General features: G+C 67.5%; 15 protein-coding genes and 2 pseudogenes. 6 read left to right on the forward strand and 11 right to left on the reverse strand.

The genetic code is table 11. The annotated features are described in order from the left end of the window. Positions 1-81: 81 nt before the first annotated feature. Complete coding sequence (locus ABD808_RS38740) at positions 82-543, reverse strand: transposase (protein ID WP_425549023.1); 462 nt, start codon at positions 541-543, stop codon at positions 82-84. 198 nt (positions 544-741) lie between these two features. Then, positions 742-1,150 (reverse strand): annotated as a pseudogene (locus tag ABD808_RS38745) (IS110 family transposase); the annotation flags it as partial. A gap of 17 nt (positions 1,151-1,167) precedes the next feature. On the opposite strand from ABD808_RS38745, the gene ABD808_RS36920 reads away from it, so the two are divergent. Both ABD808_RS36920 and ABD808_RS36925 read left to right on the forward strand, forming a co-directional pair. Then, positions 1,168-1,491, forward strand: coding sequence for a helix-turn-helix domain-containing protein (locus tag ABD808_RS36920; RefSeq protein ID WP_344907700.1), 324 nt, complete (start codon positions 1,168-1,170; stop codon positions 1,489-1,491). Beyond that, a complete protein-coding gene (locus ABD808_RS36925) occupies positions 1,416-2,021 on the forward strand; it encodes a transposase (protein ID WP_344907703.1) in 606 nt (201 codons plus the stop codon). The genes ABD808_RS36920 and ABD808_RS36925 overlap by 76 nt, the downstream gene beginning before the upstream one ends. Before the next feature lie 283 nt (positions 2,022-2,304). Here ABD808_RS36925 and ABD808_RS36930 read toward each other — a convergent pair whose 3' ends face one another. From ABD808_RS36930 to ABD808_RS36955, 6 genes are read right to left on the reverse strand one after another with little or no spacing between them, the layout of a single operon-like run. Beyond that, a complete protein-coding gene (locus ABD808_RS36930) occupies positions 2,305-3,465 on the reverse strand; it encodes a hypothetical protein (protein ID WP_344907706.1) in 1,161 nt (386 codons plus the stop codon). Positions 3,466-3,469: 4 nt separating this feature from the next. Further along, positions 3,470-5,557: a methyltransferase, FxLD system gene (fxlM, locus tag ABD808_RS36935; RefSeq protein WP_344907709.1), complete on the reverse strand. Its 2,088-nt coding sequence runs from the start codon at positions 5,555-5,557 to the stop codon at positions 3,470-3,472. Between the two features lie 30 nt (positions 5,558-5,587). Continuing rightward, positions 5,588-6,829, reverse strand: a complete 1,242-nt coding sequence (locus ABD808_RS36940; RefSeq protein ID WP_344907712.1) for a lanthionine synthetase C family protein — start codon at positions 6,827-6,829, stop codon at positions 5,588-5,590. Further along, a complete protein-coding gene (locus tag ABD808_RS36945) occupies positions 6,826-10,050 on the reverse strand; it encodes a lantibiotic dehydratase (protein WP_344907715.1) in 3,225 nt (1,074 codons plus the stop codon). Before ABD808_RS36945 ends, ABD808_RS36940 begins: the two co-directional genes overlap by 4 nt. Next, on the reverse strand, positions 10,037-10,201 hold the full coding sequence (locus ABD808_RS36950; protein WP_344907718.1) for an FxLD family lanthipeptide: 165 nt from the start codon (positions 10,199-10,201) through the stop codon (positions 10,037-10,039). The genes ABD808_RS36945 and ABD808_RS36950 overlap by 14 nt, the downstream gene beginning before the upstream one ends. Continuing rightward, positions 10,198-10,665 carry a hypothetical protein gene (locus ABD808_RS36955; RefSeq protein WP_344907721.1) on the reverse strand — a complete coding sequence of 156 codons (468 nt, stop codon included), beginning with the start codon at positions 10,663-10,665 and terminating at the stop codon, positions 10,198-10,200. Before ABD808_RS36955 ends, ABD808_RS36950 begins: the two co-directional genes overlap by 4 nt. Before the next feature lie 136 nt (positions 10,666-10,801). On the opposite strand from ABD808_RS36955, the gene ABD808_RS36960 reads away from it, so the two are divergent. Beyond that, entirely contained in the window at positions 10,802-12,139 is a 1,338-nt protein-coding gene (locus ABD808_RS36960; protein WP_344907724.1) for a helix-turn-helix domain-containing protein, read from the forward strand. A gap of 88 nt (positions 12,140-12,227) precedes the next feature. On the opposite strand, the gene ABD808_RS36965 is transcribed toward ABD808_RS36960, so the two are convergent. Continuing rightward, positions 12,228-13,058 (reverse strand): alpha/beta hydrolase, encoded by an 831-nt coding sequence (locus ABD808_RS36965; protein ID WP_344907727.1) that lies wholly within the window; start codon positions 13,056-13,058, stop codon positions 12,228-12,230. Positions 13,059-13,459: 401 nt separating this feature from the next. Between ABD808_RS36965 and ABD808_RS36970 the strand changes: the two genes are divergently transcribed. The 3 genes and pseudogenes from ABD808_RS36970 to ABD808_RS36980 all read left to right on the forward strand — a co-directional run bounded on the left by ABD808_RS36970 (position 13,460) and on the right by ABD808_RS36980 (position 14,530). Continuing rightward, on the forward strand, positions 13,460-13,612 hold the full coding sequence (locus tag ABD808_RS36970) for a hypothetical protein (protein WP_344907729.1): 153 nt from the start codon (positions 13,460-13,462) through the stop codon (positions 13,610-13,612). A gap of 90 nt (positions 13,613-13,702) precedes the next feature. Further along, a pseudogene (locus tag ABD808_RS36975) lies at positions 13,703-14,188 on the forward strand (5'-3' exonuclease); the annotation flags it as partial. Then, positions 14,177-14,530: a 5'-3' exonuclease H3TH domain-containing protein gene (locus ABD808_RS36980; RefSeq protein WP_344907791.1), complete on the forward strand. Its 354-nt coding sequence runs from the start codon at positions 14,177-14,179 to the stop codon at positions 14,528-14,530. The pseudogene ABD808_RS36975 and the gene ABD808_RS36980, both read left to right, overlap by 12 nt. A 105-nt stretch (positions 14,531-14,635) precedes the next feature. Here the strand turns inward: ABD808_RS36980 and ABD808_RS36985 are convergent, their stop codons facing one another. Both ABD808_RS36985 and ABD808_RS36990 read right to left on the reverse strand, forming a co-directional pair. Further along, positions 14,636-15,664, reverse strand: a complete 1,029-nt coding sequence (locus ABD808_RS36985) for an AcrVA2 family anti-CRISPR protein (protein WP_344907732.1) — start codon at positions 15,662-15,664, stop codon at positions 14,636-14,638. 329 nt (positions 15,665-15,993) lie between these two features. Continuing rightward, a complete protein-coding gene (locus tag ABD808_RS36990) occupies positions 15,994-16,668 on the reverse strand; it encodes a DUF6907 domain-containing protein (protein ID WP_344907735.1) in 675 nt (224 codons plus the stop codon). Positions 16,669-16,871: the final 203 nt, after the last annotated feature.

The raw sequence follows: 16,871 nt of genomic DNA on the forward strand, positions 1-16,871 counted from the left end.
AGTGCGGATGATGGCCACCATCCCAAGATCGAATCGTTACTTTCACGAGATGTGAGCCAGAGCCGCTTCTCGCGGTCACAATCACCTTTGGCTCTCTTGCGGTCGTAGTAGGCCCTGCTCAGGGGGTCGGAGAGGGAGGCGAACGCGGCCAGGAACATGGCGCGTTTGAGGGCTTTGTTGCCGCCTTTGGGTGGGTGGGTGTTCGCCCTTGATGGACGAGCCGGAGCGGCGGGTGACGGGTGCCAGGCCGGCGTAGGCGGCCAGGTGCCCGGAGGTCGCGAACGCCGCGATGTCACCGATCTCCAGCAGGATCCGTGCGCTGGTCCTGATCCCGAGGCCGGGCATCGAGATCAGGACCCTGGCGAGAGGGTGGGCATCGAGGATCTCCTCCACCTGGGCGGCGACCTGGTCGCGCTGGTCGTGGAGCGATCGCAGGGACCGGGCCAGGTGCGGCAGGACGGTCGCGGCCGCGGTCGTGCCCGGGACGACGACGGTCTGGGCGTCAAGGGCGGTTTTGACCGCCTCGACCAGGCGTCCGGCCATGCGCGGGGCCAGCGGGCGGGCGGTGGCTAGCAGATCGTCGGTGGTGGCGGTGCGCAGCCTGTCCGACCCGCCGTACTGGACGAGCAACTCGAGTGCGGCGGGATGGTGCAGGCGTGGTCCCAGGGCCTTCTCTAGGGCGGGGTGGATGGTGACCAGCAGCCCGCGGATCCGGTTGACCAGCCGGGTCGGCTCGCCCGCCAGGTCGTCGTCGAACCCGACGAGGACCTCCAACTCGGCCAGAGCCTCCTGACCGGTGTCGACGCGGCGCAGCGAGTGCGGGAGAGCGCGGGCGGCGTCGGCGATGATGTAGGCGTCGCGGGCGTCGGTCTTGGCGTTGCCGGGGTGCAGGTAGGCCGGGCAGGTAGGCGACCTGGCAGCCGGTGGCGCGGGCGACGGCGACGGGCAGCGCGCCGATCGAGGCGGGCTGGTCGACCACCACCAGCACCCGGCCGTGCCGGCCGAACTGGGTGAACAGGGCGGGCAGCCGCTGCTCGTCGTTGGGCAGGGGCTTGTCGTGCAGCTTCTTGCCGGAGGGGTCCAGGGCGCAGGCGTGATGTTCGCCCTTGCCGACGTCCAACCCCAGAAACACCGTGGACTCGACGCTCACGTTGACCTCTATCGGAGGTGTTCGGCCTGGTCACGGTCCTGGCGACGGCTGTCGGCCGACCAGCGCCGGCCGCGCACGGCTGGACCCAGGACCAGCGGTGGACACTCACGCGGATCGCCGAGGTGATCCGGGAGCTGTTCAGCATCTCCTACACCCCGGCCAGGGTGGACGTGCTGCTGCACCGGATCGGGTGGAGCGTGCAGGTACCGTCCCGCCGCGCCGCCGAGCGCGACGAGCAGCGGATCGACCAGTGGCGGGCGGAGGTGTGGCCGACGGTGGAAACACCGCAGCGGACCTGGGCGCCTGGATCTGCTTCGAAGACGAAGCCGGCCAGGGGCTGAGGCCGCCCAAAGGCACCACCTGGGGACGACGCGGACGCACGCCAGTGGTGCGCCTCACCTCCCGCGGCACTCACCGGATCTCGCTAGCCGCGCTCCTGGCCGTCAAGCCCGGCGAGCCGCCCCGGCTGATCTACCGGGCGCACGCCTACCGCGGCCGAAAAGACGAGAAGAAGGGATTCGACGAAGGCGACTACATCCGCCTGCTGGATACCGCTCACCAACAGCTCGGCGGACCGATCATCGTCGTGTGGGACAACCTCAACACCCACCGCTCGGCCCGGATGCGCCGCTACCTGGCCGCCCGAGACTGGCTCACCGTCTTCCACCTGCCGACCCACGCCCCCGAACTCAACCCCGTCGAGGGCGTGTGGTCACACCTGAAACGGTCCCTGGCCAACCTCACCAAACACACCATCGACCAGCTCATGCGGCTGATCAAGACCCGCCTGAAACGCATCCAGCACCGGCCCGCCCTGCTCACCGGCCTCCTCGCCCACACCCACCTGCCAATTGGTAACCCCAACTATTGACACTCTCTAGCGCCCCCCGAGAACCGCGTAGAAACTGGGCGCTTCAGAGCATTTGCCTACGATGAGTTGATTGCCCGCAAAAAGGTCAACTTCGACATTACCTGACTAAAAGACCCGAGCTTGGAAGACGCCGACAGCCTGCTGCCACCCGCAGTTATCGCCCGCGAGATCGTCGAGGATCTTACTGCGGCTCTTGTCGAGTTTAACGCCATAGCTGAAGCTCTCGAACAGCCCAAAGAATCGCCTTCGGGTGGGTGATCCCGGCTGGGCGGTCGAGGTAGACCTACGACGAGAAACGCGTCTGCAGCGGGTCCACTCCTGTTGAGACGGTAGGTGACTGTTGGGAGTCGCGGCTCAGGCCCTGATTCTCAACCAGCACTGACTCGGCGGTGGTGACGGCTGTATCCAGCCGCGCCTGAAGGTCGAGCGGCATTGAGCCTTGGCCTAGGCCAGAATAATCGAGTACTTCACGTAGTTGGCGCTTCTGTCGCTTCGGCAGAAGGTGACCACGCTCGAGGATAACTCTTGCGGCGTATCCATCTTTGAAAGAAACCGCCTGCAGGGCGAGGTTGATGATGGCCGAGCGGATGGTGCGGATCTCGTTACAGTCCGCGGCGTCGATCAGAGCCAGCCCTAATCGAGTACGGAAGACGACCAAATCTGGTGGCAGATGGAGACGCTCGTAGCGAAGTACCAACGTGGCCGTGCTCTCCGCGATCGGTTGGCCGGCTCGGCGACGACAGAGCGCGGTGAGGGACGCCGCTACCGCCTCTTCCCAAGGTTCACCGGCGGTGGTACTTGCCAGGAGTCTCATAGCTTCCTCGGTGGCACCTGCTGTGAGACGGGCTACTACGGCTACTTGGCGGCCGTCCAGCATGCGGTTGCCGATGCCTCGGTGGCGACGCAGGTGAACGAGGGCTTCCTGCCATTGGCCGGCACTGGTCAGTGCTCGGGTGCCGTCGGCAAGGTGGACGCTCCACAGCCAGCGACGGAGTTCTTGCCATTCGGCCGGTGACGCGACCAGTGTGGAAACGGGAACGAGGAGGTCGTCGACGACGATGTCCGTACCCGACGTCACGGCCTCGTAGAGGGTGTCCAGGAGGCGGAAGGCGCTGCCGCCGTTGGCGTCGCGAATATGGAGTCGGGCGAGGTTGACCAGGGGTTCGAGGGCCCGGCGGGCGGCTCTGGCATCCAGGGGGCAAGCACGCAAGTAGAACTCGGTGTGGCGGTGGCACAACTCGCGGGCAAGGGTCGGCATGCCGACGTCGGACGCCAGCAGGGCCGCTTGATTATGGACGGCGGACGCGGCGGCCTGGTCGTTTGATCGTGCTGCCGTTTCTGCGAGGGTGCACAGCGCGGCCACCCGCTTGTCGAGCGGCGCGCAGGCGGGCCGAGCGCGTGCGACGAGCGGGAACCAGCGGAGCGCCGGCTCGGTGGCGTCCACGGCGTCACTCCCAGGTGATCGTGATGGGGTGATGGGGCCGGTCCAAGACGAAGCGGCCTGCGGCGGGGTCGGCCGGGGCGGTCGTGTCTTGGAGTTCGAAGTGGACGCTGCGGGAACGGTAGTGGGTGTCCCAGGTGCGGATCTCTTCGGATACCTGGTCGGCGAGGCGGTGGCTGTTGGGGCCGTGGCCGATGACTCCGACCTCGTAGAGCTTGCCGCCGTCTGCGGAGGGCGGGGCGGGGCGGATGGTGAGGTAGGCCAGGTCGTGGTCGTCGACGGTTGCCATGGCGCCCCAGCCGAACATGGGAGTCAAGCCCAGGCGTTCCTTGGCTTGGGGGTGGACGTTCATTCGCATCAGTGCGTTGTCGAGCCGCAGGCATAGCCACAGCTCCATCCACTCGAACGGGACAGCGGGCGGGAACAGGACGCCGGTCCAGGTCTCGTGCCGCTCGGTCTGCAGGACGTCGGTGATCGCGGCATCGTCGACCGTTTGGTCCTTGTGGATTTGGAGGGTCACGTCCTGTTCGGGGGTGAGGTGGAGGTAGTGGCGGGCGTCGTCGCCGATGCCGCGCAGTGGCATGAAGACCGCCAGGCGGCTGTCGCGACTGCGCCATCCGCTGTCGCTGCGTTCGAAGGTGATGCTGCGGGAGTTGGTGCCGCGTAGCCGTAGGGGGACGATCAGGCGCCCGCCGGGGGCGAGTTGGTCCAGCCAGGCGGTGGGCACGTCGTAGGCGCCGACGGTGGCGATGAGGCGGTCGTAGGGGGCGCGAGCGGGGTGGCCGAGCGCGCCGTCGCCGAGGATCACGTCGACGTTGGTGATGGCGGCGGCGGTGAGGTGCTCGCGGGCGCTGGTGACGAGGTCTTCGTCGACGTCGATGGTGGTGACGCGGCCGCTGTCGCCGACGATGGCGGCCATGATCGCGGCGTTGTAGCCGGTGCCGGCTCCGGCCTCCAGGATGCGTTCGCCGGGCTGTGCGTCGAGCTGGTCGAGCATCGCGGCGACCATCCACGGCTCGGAGGCGGCGCTGATGTTCACGCCGTTCTCGTCGGTCTTGGTGTAGATGGGCTTGTCGGCGTACGCCTGGTCGAGAGGGAGTCCGGGGAGGAACAGGTGCCGCGGTGTCCGCCGGAACGCGGCCTCGGCACGCGCGCTGCGCAGGACGTCGCGCTCACGCAGCCGGTCGGTGAGTGCGTCCCTCAACTGGTCGGCGGACAACAGAGAGCCTTCATCGCTGAGCGTAGTCATTGGGATGACCTTAGTAGTCGGGGTGATGGGTGTGGACGAATCGTCGGTGTCGGTGTCGAAGACGGCGTTGGCCGCCAGCCTCGCGAGGATGCCTTGTTCCGTGGTCGACACTGAGGCTCGGTTGCCGTGGAAGATGACGTGGTGGGCGAGCACGGCGCGCAGCCCTCGTGACAGGCGTCCTTGACGGGCCAGACCGGCGAGGTCTCGGCCTGCCTGTACGAATGCGGCGAGCCAGCCGCACTGGTCGTTGAAGGCGTGGTCGCCATCTTGGATTGGGAGGTCGCGGGGATCGGCGGTCATGAGTAACTGCATCGATCGCCTGAGCACGGCGGCCCGTACGGGATCGATCGTCGTAGAGGCCAGCGGCCGGAGCTCGACCACCTTCTGCCAGACGTCGCCTTGCTCGTACCAGTCCAGGCCGGCGGCGCGGAACATCGCGCTGCACAGCAGGACCGTGGTCTCGCGTTGTCCGATCGCCGGGGCGGCGTTCTGCGCGGTTCGCATGAGGATGTGACGGCTGTCGTGGTGGAAGAGCGTGTGCGCGACGTCCATCGCCGCTTCTCCGCCGAACGCAGTTGTCTCTGGCTCGTAGATCCCGGCCGTCCATCCGTTGATGCGTCCGCTGGCGGTGAGCTTGTTCAGCAGGTCGGGGATGGCGGCGGTATCGGGGGCGTCGGCCCGGTAGCGCAGCCGCCATGAACTCTTACGCAGGAACCACCAGTCCTGGAGATGACCGTCGTCTTGGGCGGCGTCCAGCGCGGGGAGCAGGTCGTGGGCGGCGACGGTTGCGGCTGTCACTCGGTCGGGGAAGGCGATGTCGAGTTGGTGCCAGCCAGGTGCGCGCATTGGAGTGGTGTCCTCACGGGTGCGGGTCGATCAGGTGATGAGCAAGCAGGCGTCCCAGCTCGTTCTGGGGATGGCCGCGGCATTGGAGAGGACCAGGGCGATGCCGGTCGCCCCCTCGAGCAGGGCAGGTTCGAGCTCTTCATCGCCGGTGGCGGCAGCGGACACGACGCGGAGAAGGGGCGGCAGCCCAGCGCGAAGGCGGCGCGCGGTATCGCGGTCGGCATCGGCGGCGGTTCGGGCAGCGATGTGGACGAGCCCGGCGTGTCCGTGGCACAGCGAGGGGTCGCCGCTTTCCGGGCGCAGGGCGGCTTTGGTCAGAGCGTGCAGCATGGCTTGCTCGGCCATCTTCCGGCGGTCGTCGTCGCCGGTCGCCAGGGCGGCGAGCTGCTGGGCACGGGCCAGGCCTGCGGTGCCATAGCACCAACCGGGGCGTTGTGAGCTGGAGACGGCCCGGTGTCCCGCGCGTAGCTGGGAACGGTTGACCCAGTAGGGCCAGGCCGGACCAGTTGGGGTAGCAACGCGCCAGCGGTCGAGCCAGGCGTAGATTCTGGTGATTGCGTCCGACTGGCCGTCGACGCCGGCGCCGCGTTGAGTGGCCAGCGCGAGCAGGGCGAGGGGGCCGCCGATTCCGTGGGCGAGTCCGGAGTTGGCATGGCCGTGCCTGAATCGCTCGTTGTGGTGCCCATCGGGTCCGGTGTCGACCCACCAGCCCGGCAGCGTCTGGTCGTTGACGTTAATCGGCTCGGTGAGACGCACCAAGTATTCGAGGACTGCACGCAGTTGCTTTCCGTCCGGGTCGCGGCGGAGGAGGTAGGAGCCGATGCCCGTCAGGCCCCGGATGACGTCGAACTCGTTCAGGCTGGGAAGCCGGCCTGCGTCGATACGGGCGTGGGCTGCGTCGACGCGGGCGCGGGCGTCCGCGGTGATCACTTTGTCGAGGCGCTTTAGGGCGTCCTGGTAGGTGCCGGGGCGTTGCTCGGCAGCGCAGTTGAGGGCGTGTGCGATGGCGGGGGCGCCGTAGAACAGGTGGCTGTCGGCTCCGGTGGTGAGTGGGGCGTGGGTGGCGTAGGCGAGCCAGTCGTGGGCGCGTTGCCATGAGCCGAGTCCAGTGGCGGCACGCTCGATATGCAGTAGCGCGACACCGGGTGCTCCGTGGGCGAGCGATTGTCGCCACCATGGGCGCCGCGCAAGGTGGCTGGGGACGGCATCGGGATGTGCCAAGCGGTCAGCGATGGTGTCGGCGAGTTTGTTGGTGGGGTGTCCGCTGGTCATGGGCGTTCACCCGTGGTCCGGGCCGTCCAAGAGAGCGCGGCGGAGCGTGCGAGGTAGAGGCCGATGGCTTCGTCGTCGAAGTCGATGCCGCAGGCCCGTACGAAGTTCACGTGCATGAGGGATCGCAGGACCTCGTCGGTCAAGATGCCGCGGGTGTGAGGGCCGGGTAGGTGGGCGCGGTACTCCCTAACTGCCTGGTGGCGCTGCTTCCATGCTTCGGTGATGGCCGCGCCACCGGGTACTGCGCGCAGTGCAGCCCACTCGTCGTCGGGGTTGGCGATCTGGACGGCTTCGCTGAACACCGGACGCTGAACCTTCGTCGGGGCGGCGGCCGGGATGTTGTCGACGAGCCACCGCATGCCCGCTGCGACGTCCCCCATGAAGGCTGCGGCTATCGCGACGGTGTGGGCAGCCACCAGTGCCTGCCGGTGCGGCCGCTGTGGCAGGCCAAGTTGAATGAGCAACGCAAGTGAATCGGCGCCGAACACTTTCTGGGCTGCTGCCCACGCTGGGCCGGAACCCCATCGGCCGGTCTCAGGATGGGAGGTCGGATACGTCACCTCACGCAGCAATCCCTGAAGGCGGAGTTCGTCCGCCCAAGTGCTGACCAGGTGGACGACTTCACCGAAGGCGGTCGGGTCGGGCAGTGCGATTCGTAGCCGTAGATGGTGGTCCGGATCGCGGTAGCGGACAAACCACCAGTCCGGCAGTGCTTCGAAGCGCGAGAGCAGATCCGGCAGGTACTCGGCGAGGATGACATCCTGCCGGTGGACGTCCCCGTACAGGCTGGCAAGCACCACCGGGGACGTGCCCGGCGTCTGGCTCTGGTCATGTCGGCCGATGATTCGTTCCGGCGATGGTGTCGGCAGCCGTGGCCATTGCGGGGGTGTGTTGGCGACGAGCGGCACGATGATCTCGTGCGCTCGGCCGTCGCACCATCCGGTGTCTTGCGGCTTGGGCGCCTCGGTCAGCAAGGCGTGGGACGTCTTTCTGAGATGGGCACGGAGAAGGACGCGGTGCCCGGGTTCGTCTAGATCCAACGGCAGTGACCGATCGCCCTCGGATAGATGCACCCGGCGCGGTATGCGGCGGCCGGCTCGCCAGGCGGACAGGGCCTCGTTCCACACCTCCCCCCGTTGCGAGTCGGCTGGAAGGTCGGCCGATTCGAGCCGCCATCGTGCTGGCGAGAGGATCGTCCGTCCATGGCGCAGCCGGGGTAGGAACGGCAGCCGGGCGGCGGCTCCCCAGTCGAATGTCGTCACCTGAGCGCATTGAGCGCGGCTCAACTCCGTTAGGAAACGCGCGAGCGGGGGCGTATGCGTCTTCAGGTTCAGCGCGTGCAGCCCCGCCGCTTCCAGCCGCCGGCCTCGTGCGGGGACTGCCAAGTACAACCTGCGGCCGTCACAGCCCACTGCCAACTCGTCGATGGTCAGCGCGGTGTTGCCGACCGGACGGTGCTCGGCAAGACTAATCACGGTCGAGAGCGTCTGCGGTGTGCGGGTCACGTGCGCGGTCGCCGGATCCAGCGGCGGGAACGACAACTGCGCCGGGACAGTGTCCTGGTAACTGGCCGGGAGATTCGACAGGCCGCTGGACAGGGCGCTGGCGTCATTTGGATCGAGGACGCTCAGAAACCGGCCGGTCAATACTCCAGCGGCGCGCGAGACCGACACCACCTCCAGCGTGAAGTTTCCTCGGCGCAACGCGGTCTGGTCCGCGGAATTCACGCGGACGCCGAGTTCCAGGTGCGGCGGCGGGCGACGCTGGTCAGGCCCCAACTCCAAGGCCGCGATGAGCTCATCGTCCAGCACCACTTCGCTGCGGCCGTCGATGGCCGCGTTCTGGGCCAGGGTGAGGAGTACCTGGTCGCGGCTCGACAGGGCAGGTGGCCGGGTAGGTGTCACCGTGCCTGGGTAGCCGTCAGGCCAGCCGATGCCGCTGTCGCTCACCACGTCCAGGACCGGTACCAGCGACCCGATACCAAAACGTTCGTAGAACCGCTGGTGGTAGGCGCGCCACGTTGGGGAGCCGGCGGGGAAGGGGCTCAAGCGCGTGAGTGTCCAGGCGGCGTTTTCGATCTCTCGCGCGACCTTGCCCGGAAGAATTACCGCTGCGTCCAACCGCAGGTCAATCGCCAATGGATGCTTCTCCACCGCGACCAGACCGCTCATCCGTGCGGCAGCGGCCCGGCGGAGACCCGGGCCCGCCTCCTGGGTGGTCTGATTGTGCTTCTGCAGGAGATCGTGAATCTCGATGAGCTCGGCCACCAGACTGGCAATCGGTGCCACGGAAGAAGCGTCGGCTTTGTGGAGTTGCTCCAGCAGGTAGCCGAAAGCGTCTGGTTCGGTGCTCGGCGCCTGCAAGCTCGTGATCAAGACTCCACGCCCCACCAGCTCGGTCAGCATCGCGGTGATCCGCGGCGGGCCGGCTGCGGGAAACTCTGCTTGCAGCTTGGCGCTCAGATCGTCGAAGCCGATCGGCGTGTCCGCCCACTGCACTGCGGCCCGTACCGCCGCGCTGTACCGCAGCGACACTTCTGCAGCGCCCGTTCCCCGTCCGTTGGCAAGGGGCTGGTAGGGGACGATCAATCGGTCACCGCGCACCATCATGGTGGTGTTGGCGATGACCGGCAGCCGGCCGAGGAGCTCCGCACAGCCTTCCAATTGGGCGATGATGCCGACCAACCACTCCGCGCCGGCACGGGCGATGGCCCGGTGCCGTCCACCCCAGCGTAGGCAGACATCGCCGCCGAACGACAGGGGCGAGACGCCGCCGAGAAACCCGAACGGCGTCGCGCGTCCTACCAAGCGCTGCAGATAGCGAGCGACGGAAAGCGCGGCGCGTCGGGTCGCGCGAGCTTCGGTGTCCTTCCCAGCGCACAGAACGCTCACCTGACGCGCGAGCGCGGGGCTGGCATGGCCCAAAGCCTCGGCAACGTCGTCGATCTCCCAGACAGCCCGAAGCCAAGCTATCCACGCGGGCACGCTCGCTGGCGTGGAGTCGGTCAAGTCGGGCCATGGCGGAAGAGTCGGCCCCTCATAGGCGGCAGCGCGGATGAGCGCTGCATCTGCTGCCCGGAAGACGTCCGGACGGGTGGGGGCACGCACGAGCACCTCCGAGTCGACGATGCGGATACCAGCCGCAGCGCCGCCGTAGGGAGATCCGTACGGCGGCGCCGGCGCGCTGGGGCGAGTGGTGACGCGCTGGTCAGACGGCGCCACTCACGCAGGCCCCGCAGGTGCTGGTGCATCCGTCGTCGGTCACGTTGACGAGGCCGGCGGGGTCGGTGATCTCCAGCAGGCGCACGTCCAGGTCGAACGCGCCATCGGCGTCGGCCGCACGCGTCTCGGTCTCCACGGGCTTGGGGCTCATGCTTCCTCCGTTTTCCTTGCCGGGGTGATGGATCCTGATCTCGCGGGGTGGCCCATGGGGCCGGAAGCCGTCTCACGAGTTGGTTGGTTCCGGCGGCGTAGTGGTTGGGATGCCTTGTTGTGAGCCTGCAAGCGGTCAGCAAGCTCGCGTGCGGCCACTGTAGGAACGTCGGCCGGGACGATGGCCGCCGGCAGCCCCATGGCACCGTCGCTCATGAGGACGAAGACGAACCCGCCTTCGACGCGTTGGCTGGCCACCACCTCGGCGGAGCTGCTTTGCCGCTGCGGCTCCCACACCCGCAGTGTGACCGGGCGCAACACTTCCTCGACAACGCGGGCGCGCAGGCCGAGACACTCAAGTTCTGCGGCCAATCCCAGAAGCAGGCCTCGTGCGTGCGCCTGTGGCTCCTCCCGGTCCAGCGACGCGGACGAGAAGCTGGTGCCGCTGTGGGAAGCGCGAAACATGACCGGTCCTCCCGCCAAGGTCAGCCGCATGTGTGAACGTGGACGCAACAAACCTCTCTCCCTCCTCGATGTAGGAGGAGAGCCTGTTCGCAGGCCCCTACCTGGCCCCTGGCGGCCTATACGGAGACCGCAGGTCATGAACACTGCCGCAGAGCTTCCGGCGCTCCTGAAACAGCTCAGGGAGCAGGCCGAAATGTCTCAGTCCGATCTCGCCGCGCGCCTGTGCGCCATCACCGGCACCGCGACCGTCACCCGAGCCGAAGTGTCTCGATGGGAACGGGGAAGGCGCCGGCCCGAAGCCTGGCTCGCCGCGCTGGCAGCCGGGCTCGATGTCGAGCGGTCTGTACTGGAGGCTGCGGCCGAACGGGATCGGCGCCGCGCCCTTCCGGACGCGCGAGGCATGTGGCCCCAGCCAATAGTGGCCGAAGCCCTGCCATCCCAACAGACCGGAACGGTCGAGACCGACGACGAGTGGACCCGGGTGAGCGAACTGCTACGCCGGACGTTTCTCAAACGCGGGGTCGCTGCCATCACGCTGCCGACGGTCGGTGTCGCGGAGCTTCAGCACATTGCCGCCGCCCTTGAGGATGCTCGCCGATACGCCGACGCGGCGCTGGTCGAGCACTTCCGCCGCCGCATCGACGAGGCGGCCGGCCTCGACCGCACCGTCGGCGCTGCGGCCAGCATCCCGATTGTCCTCGGACTGGTCACCGCTATCGACCAAACCGCCCGCGACGCCCGCCCCGACGTCCGACGTGCGCTCCTGCGCACCGCCGCGCTCGCCGCCGAACTTCTTGGATGGTTCTACCGCGACCTCGGAGCAGGGCACCCCGCCGGATACTGGCGAGATCGGGCGATGGAATGGGCCCAGACGGCAGCCGACTCTGCCATGCAGGGTTACGTCCTGCTGAAGAAGGCGCAGGCGGCTTGGGACGAACGAGACGCCGTTGGAATGATGGCCTTCGTCCAAGCGGTCCAAGAGGGACCGTGGCGTCTGCCGCCACACGTGCAGGCCGAAGCCGCGCAACAAGCGGCGCGGGCTCACGCCATGCTCGACCAGGACGTCACCGCCATGGAGTCCGAGATCGAGCAAGCTCGCGAGCTGCTTACCGAGGCGACCTCCTCTGCAGGGATGGGCTCCCACTTCAACAAGGCCCTCTTCGAGTTACAGGTGGCGATCTGCCACGCCGAGGTTGGGCGACCGGACCGCGCTCTCGAACTCTACGAGGCCCACCTGACTCAGGCAGCCTTTTCCAAGCGCGACTTCGGGTACTTCCTGTCACTCAAAGGCGCGGCGTACGCCGCCACCAAGGACCCCGATAACGCCGCCGCGTCCGCGCTGTCCGCACTGGAGATCGCAAGGGCGACCGACTCCGCTCGTACTCACCGTGAGGTGTTGCGCGTCGTCGGCCGGCTCCGTACTTGGCGGCAACGCCCTGCGGTGCAGGAACTTCGGCAAGCCGTTCTCGCATGACCCGAGCCCCGGAGCGCCGGTAGAACCGGTCCTGCTACCGGGTCATTGAGGCGCATCGACGCTGATCAAAGTCTGGCAGACCCATCGCTTACAAGCCCGGCGCGGCCCGTAGCCAGTCGGCGATCGTGGTGATGCTCTCCGCCTGCCAGCTCTGGGTCTGGGGGTCGAGGTACCGGGGGTCATCGTGGACGGCTATCCCGTGCTGGGCTCCCTCGATCTCGATCAGCTGAGCCTCGCCGCCGAAGCGTCCGACCGCGTCTCGCGATGAGTCGATCGGGATGAACGTGTCGGCTGTGCCGTGCAGGATCAACGTCGGCGCTGTCACCTCGCCGAGGGCGTCGTAGGGCCGCAGATAGAACAACTCGTTCAAGAGCGGCCGACCCAGCTTGAAGGTCGGCGAGTGAGCCAAGTAGCCCTGCGTGGCCAACTGCTCGGCCGCGTCGTCGTCGAGGTGGTCGTCGTGCCAGTACGGCTTCTCGTCGATGAGACGGCGCTTGTGGTGCAGCAGCGGGTTGATCAGCACGAGTCTGTTGACCATCGCGGGGTGGCGAGCGGCGAAGAAGGCGGCGAGACCACCGCTGAAGCTCGCGGCGAGCACGTTCACGGATTCTGTGTCGTTGACCTTCTGCGCTTCTTCAACGGCTGCTCGGATGTCGTTCACGACGCCGGACAGGGTGAGGGTCTGCATCTCGCCCTCGCTTTGCCCGTGCGCGCGTAGGTCGAACCGGAGCGAGGGTAGGCCCGCAGTTGCCAGCCCTGAGGCCAGCCGGGCAAAGAAGCCGCCCTCCTCACGTGTCACGCCACCGCCGTGCACGAGCACCGTCGCGGCCCCTCGGGCGCCGTCGGGTTTGACCAGCGTGCCGGCCAGGCGCAGCCCGTCCAGACTTCGGAAGGTGATCGTGGTGGCGTGCTCGGTCATCTAAGAAGACTCTGCCACACGGGCGGCGGGGTCAATGTGCGCTGCCGTCGGCTGCAGCAATTTACTCTGACGCTTTATCTCAGATTCCGTGAGACCTGAACGACAGACTTGACACCCTCACCCGCGCCTACCAGCAACAGATCATCGCCACCGGGCTGCGCGCCACCTACATTCCCCGCTTCACCCGAGACCTGCCCCGCGCCCTGGCCAGCCTCCCCGAAACCGTCGCCGTCGCCTGCCCCTCCCGCGGCGAGGCCCTCGCCAACCTCCCCCTGGAGGTCGCCCTGTGGGCCCGCCACGGCGGACCCGTCGCCCCCGACCGCGATGGGTTCCCCGAGACCATCACCCACCGACACACCGGCCTGCTGTACGACCCCGGCCAGCCAGGCGCTCTCACCAGCGTGATCGGTGAGGCGACCGGACTTACCAGCCAGGCCCGCAGGTCCATGAACATTGCCGCCTACCGAAAGACCGCCGCTGAACGCGACGTCGTCCCCGCCTACACCGACACGCTCACCCGCCTGTTCACCATCGCCACGGCCACCACCCGGTAGCCTCAAGGTCGCCGCCGTCTCCAACGGCCGGTACCCGCTCGCCCCGGTCACAGGCCCACGACAACGCACCCGTATGCTCGAGGGGACCCTGTGACTCCGCTGCTCGCCGTTGACGGACACCACCTTCTCTACCGTTCATGGTGGGGCTTCAGCGAGAAAAGAATCATGTCCAGCGACGGGTCGCGCGACCTCACCGGCGTGTTCGGGTTCCTGGCCATCCTCCGTAAGACCCACTTCGAAGAAGCCCCCGACCATGAGATCGTCGTCGTCTTCGACGGAGAGAACGCCGCCGCCGGGCGCCAAGCCTGAGACACCGCCTACAAGGCCAACCGGGCCGACGCCGACCACACGCCCATCCGCTCTCTCCCTCTGGTCAAGGACGGCTTGGACGCTGCCGGAGTGTCCTGGATCGAGCTCGACGACCACGAGGGCGACGACGTCATCGCCACCCTCACCCACCAGGCCGTCAGCGCGGGCCGTACCGTCACCTGCTACTCCGGTGACCGCGACCTGCTGCAACTCGCCGCTGACGAGGTCACCATCCTCAACCCCGCCCGCCGCCAGATCAGGCCCCAGGACGTCCACGACCGCCACCACGTCCACCCCGACCAATGGCCCGACTACCGGGCGCTCACCGGAGATCCCGCCGACAACATCCCAGGGATCAGAGGCGTCGGCCCCAAGACCGCCGCAGACCTCTTGGCCGGAGGAATCCACCTGGAACACCTGCGCGACAGTCCGCGACTTGAACGCCCCCGATGCCGCGCAATCACCGGCCAGTACCAACAACTCCTCGTTTGGCGTGACCTGATCCGCCTCAATACCGCTGTCCCGCTTCCCCGTAACCCGGTCACCGGCAGACCCTCGACCACCATGCCCCGCGCCGCCACCCTCCTCGAAGAACTCGGCTTGTGGTGACCACGCACCCCTCCCTCGATACCGAGTTCATCGACACTGGCCGCGCTCTGCCACTCGTCAGCATCTGCCTCGCCGCCGAAACCGGTCCCGAGGGGTGTTGCGGTGTCACCGGTCCCAGATCTTTACGCGCTGGGCGCCTTGGACGGGCTTGTCACCCGGCCCGGCCAGGTACGGGCTGATCCAGCGGCGCTCGACGCGTTCGCGTCCCGGACCGCAGCGGTAGCGACGCCAGTGGCCTTCCACCCACCACCGCACCGAGTACTCCCGACCCGCGCCAGGCCGTGAATCGGTGGCACGCGGTTCGGGTCGTCGTACGCGGACCAGCCGTACGTCATCGGTGGGGAGCCCCGCTTTGGTCAGCCGTCGTCGTGCGGGCCGCAGCGCCCGCTCGGTCCCATGTGAGGCCAAGGGTTGCTGCATCAACAGCCACGCCGCCACCACGGTCCGGCCCCATGCGCTGGTGACGTCCTCCTCCTCGGGTAGGTCCTCCGGCTGGTTCAGCGCCCACACCAGCTCGTTGTCGGGCAGGAACGGTCCGGTCTGCCGCCGCCACACCAGACGCACCTCGGTGAGGTTCTGCAGGTTGGCCTCCAAGAACCCGTTGGGGTCGCTGTAGAAGGTGAACCACACCCCGACTCCCGTAGCCCATCGCGATCCCACCGGTACCTCGCGCGACCCCTCGGTCACCAGTAGTGGCGGCTCGATGAGACCCCAGCTCACGGCAACGATCTCCAGCCGCAGTCCATCAACGCAGGAGTCGGCCAGCGGGGTCTCGAACACCATGAATCCGCATCGGTCGGGCAGGTCATGTTCGAACAACTCGTGACGGGTCAGTCGTCGGCCGGCGTGCCGGGCCAGTTCGGTCATGTCCGCGCTCACCCAGAACAGTTCACCCTCGGTGACGCGGTGGTGTTCCTGTTCGGCGAGTCGCGTGGCCGACTGCGACAACGGGCCGGGTGGGCGGATCTGCTGACTGCCTACGATCAACGACTCCAGGTAGAAGTCGGCACCACGTTCGGACAGCCAGGTGGCCAGCTTGCCTCGCATTTCCGGCAAGCGATGTGGCGCCGAGAAGTTCCAGATGTAGTTTTGTTCGCGGCCGTCGAGTGGTTCTTCCGGCTTTCTTACGGGCATGTCTCCTCCGCCTCGCGGATTCCCGCTGATAAATGCGGGGGTGCCGATTAAGGGAAGGATTATTGAGGCGCGACTGTTTGATAGGTGTCAAGGCATGAATCCCGTGAACGAGGGCGTGGCGCATTCTGCCGTCGCGGGCCACCTCAGGTGAGACGATTGGATGTCCCGCTGACGGGTCTGGGCTCTTTGTCTCGGCCGGTTTCAGGCCTTATATACCTCGCCCAGTTCGGCCAAGCGAATGGGACAGATGCCAAGACGCAAATGCGGTAATGCGAGAGCCCTGCCAGCCGCCGTGACCTGACAAGGCTCTCGCGGGATTTCGCGGAACGCTATTCGGTCCGTGCCATGGAGACGATCGCCAGCAGCTTGTGGGCGAAATTCTCGGCTTCCTCCAACGTGAACTGGATACCGACAGGGGTGTCGTCGCGGGCGATGTCGATGCGCGGGCCGATCTCGCGGTAGTGCTGGAACAGGTGCGCGCGTGCCATGGGGGGCTGTTCCTGGCGGGCGGTGCGGTGGTCGTCGACGGCCGTGAGGATGACTTCCCGGGATGGGCCCAGGTGGCGGCGGTTGCTGTAGTGGTCGTGGCCGGAGTGGTCGCCGCTGTTCTCACACCAGCGTGGGCAATGGTCGGCCAGCCACGACGGGCGGGCGGTGACCGTCGCGGCGTCACGGTCCGTGCTCGGCGCGGTCTCAGCGCTGACCGCTAGCGCGGCCAGGTGTCCGGACAGTTTGCGCGCCTCGGCCGGTGTGAGCGGGTATTCCTCGGGCCGGTCCTCGTGGGACAGGATGATCTGTGGGCCGGTGCCGGGGTCTTGGTGCAGCGCCACGAGCAGGTCCGGTGGGCGGGTTTCGCCCAGGTGGACGGGTTCGGCGAGCTGAACGGCAACGACCCTTCCGGAGTGTTCGGCCGAGTTGATGTGGTCGGCCCTGCACCACGGTGGGCAGGGTTCCGCGTCACGCTTCCCGTCGGTAGGGGTGGGCTGGTGGGTAGAGTCGGCCATGGCTCGGAAGCTCGCTTTCCAGTCAGGCCCCGGCCGGTGTTGCAGTCACCGCGTCCGGGGCCGCTTCGTATCCGCATGGGGTCACACGGAATTAGTGCCATTGCTTGGTATGGCTACCTCATGCTGGATGTCAAGGCGGCAGCCGCAGGTCGGATTAGGGTTCCGCCATAGCGGGATAAGCGTCGGCGCCCTGCCGCACAATC

It is taken from the genome of Actinomadura meridiana (genome assembly GCF_039537545.1).
GTDB classification, from domain to species: domain Bacteria; phylum Actinomycetota; class Actinomycetes; order Streptosporangiales; family Streptosporangiaceae; genus Spirillospora; species Spirillospora meridiana.

Bases quoted from the DNA above. Each gene is read 5' to 3' on its own strand.
- ABD808_RS38740 (WP_425549023.1), bottom strand. From the start codon at position 543: ATGGCCGGACGCCTGGTCGAGGCGGTCAAAACCGCCCTTGACGCCCAG.
- fxlM (WP_344907709.1), bottom strand. From the start codon at position 5,557: ATGCGCGCACCTGGCTGGCACCAACTCGACATCGCCTTCCCCGACCGA.
- ABD808_RS36940 (WP_344907712.1), bottom strand. From the start codon at position 6,829: ATGACCAGCGGACACCCCACCAACAAACTCGCCGACACCATCGCTGAC.
- ABD808_RS36950 (WP_344907718.1), bottom strand. From the start codon at position 10,201: ATGAGCCCCAAGCCCGTGGAGACCGAGACGCGTGCGGCCGACGCCGAT.
- ABD808_RS36955 (WP_344907721.1), bottom strand. From the start codon at position 10,665: ATGTTTCGCGCTTCCCACAGCGGCACCAGCTTCTCGTCCGCGTCGCTG.
- ABD808_RS36960 (WP_344907724.1), top strand. From the start codon at position 10,802: ATGAACACTGCCGCAGAGCTTCCGGCGCTCCTGAAACAGCTCAGGGAG.
- ABD808_RS36965 (WP_344907727.1), bottom strand. From the start codon at position 13,058: ATGACCGAGCACGCCACCACGATCACCTTCCGAAGTCTGGACGGGCTG.
- ABD808_RS36985 (WP_344907732.1), bottom strand. From the start codon at position 15,664: ATGCCCGTAAGAAAGCCGGAAGAACCACTCGACGGCCGCGAACAAAAC.
- ABD808_RS36990 (WP_344907735.1), bottom strand. From the start codon at position 16,668: ATGGCCGACTCTACCCACCAGCCCACCCCTACCGACGGGAAGCGTGAC.